This window comes from Kitasatospora sp. NPDC041917, from assembly GCF_055589745.1.
Window position 1 is genome coordinate 1 of sequence record NZ_JBVJBI010000107.1, and the last position, 1,623, is coordinate 1,623.

At 60.1% G+C, this 1,623-nt stretch carries 1 protein-coding gene and 1 pseudogene; both read left to right on the forward strand.

The genetic code is table 11. The features are described 5' to 3' along the window. On the forward strand, positions 1 to 990 hold a 990-nt coding region (locus ACZ6EM_RS40350; RefSeq protein WP_465774673.1), incomplete at its 5' end, for an RICIN domain-containing protein. Between the two features lie 54 nt (positions 991 to 1,044). After that, positions 1,045 to 1,623: pseudogene (locus tag ACZ6EM_RS40355) on the forward strand (hypothetical protein); the annotation flags it as partial.

Sequence of the window (1,623 nt, forward strand, 5' to 3'; positions counted from 1 at the left end):
TATGAACAAAGAATTCCAAACCAGAACACCATGAGGCAGTGGACATTCAAGGACACCGCCGTCCTCACTGACCTCACCAACACCACCCTGTACGGCGATATCGCACTCAGGATCTCCACCGTCAACAATCAGACTAATTACACCCTGGAACTATTTAAAAACAACGATGGCACCGGCACCAGCCAACTCTACTACCCGGCCACCACCGTCGCTGTCCCGCCAGGTTCCCTCGAAGACCAGGTCAAGTCCGTCAAGGTGTACAACGGCCCGCCTGCGAACTGTTTCTGCCTCTACGGAGACGGCAACTACGGCGGAGCTCAGTGGGTTTTCAAAAACGCCGTCGGCCATGTCGACCTCACCAATACCTCCCGTTACGGTGTAGCCTCCGGGGCGATCTCATCGGCCCGCAACAACAGCACGAACGCGATCGAGGTATTCGACCAGCCCAGCGAGCACGGAAAACTCCAACTTATCCCTCCCAGCGGATCTATCAGCTCCGTCTTCGGCCATCTCAACGACAGGATCAAGTCGTTCACCGTCTACGGGGCCCTCCAATTCCCGACCCCCTGTGTTGTGGCCAACAAGCGCAGCTGGAAAGTTGTCGATGTCAACAACAGCTCCACCACCGTCGGGCTCACACTCCAGCAGTGGGTCCACCTTGGATACAACAATCAGCGATGGATCATCGTTCCCGCCGGCGGAGGCGCCTCCCGCTTCCATAACGTAAACTCACTTCTCGCCATGGGCGTCCAGGGAAACTCGACCAGTGATTCCGCAAAAACCACCCAGGAATACCCGGACGCCGACAACCCCTCCCAGAAATGGAAAATTGGCTCCTGGGACAGCTACTGGCTCATCACCAACGTGCGAAGCAACAAGGTACTCGACGTCTCCGGCGGATCAACCTCGAACGGTGCGCCCGTCATCCAGTACAAAATTAACTGGCATGACAATCAAGCCTGGGAATTCCTCGTCCCACGAAACCCGTAAGCCAGCCGCTGGCGCATAGGTCGCCTATTGGTTTATCTGGAAGGATAGTGTGCAATGAGTATTCCCGTTCCTCCTGTCGATCAGCGTAGTATGGATGACCTAGTGTCGGGCGCGAAGTCGGCGGTCCGTCAGAAGGTCCCTTCATGGGCGGGTGTGGATGGTCCGGATGCGGGGACGGCTCTGGTGGAGGCCTGCGCCGGCATGGTGGCACCACTCATCGAGCGGGTGAACCGGGCGGCTGACAAGGACCGGTTGGCGGTGCTGGCGGAAGTCGGCGCGCAGCCGCGGCCGGCGTCTCCGGCGCGGACGCAGGTGGAGTTCTCGATGACGGTCGCGCTGCCGAGGCCTGTGGAGATCCCGGCCGGCACGCAAGTGGTGGCGGATGTTCCGGGTGGTGGCGAGGCCGCCTTCGCCACTACGCAGGACGCGTTGTTGTATTCCTGCACGCTGCTGAACAGTGGGGTGTACAAGGGGGCGCAGTATCGGTCGGACGACAGGACGTTTACGGGGATGCTCGGTGCGTTCGGTGCGTCGGTGGAGTTGACGCAGGCCGACGTGCTGTTGGCGGTGTTGTCGAATCCGGTGCCCGATACCCGGGTTTCGGTGCAGGTGCAGGTCGGTACCGCGCCGTCG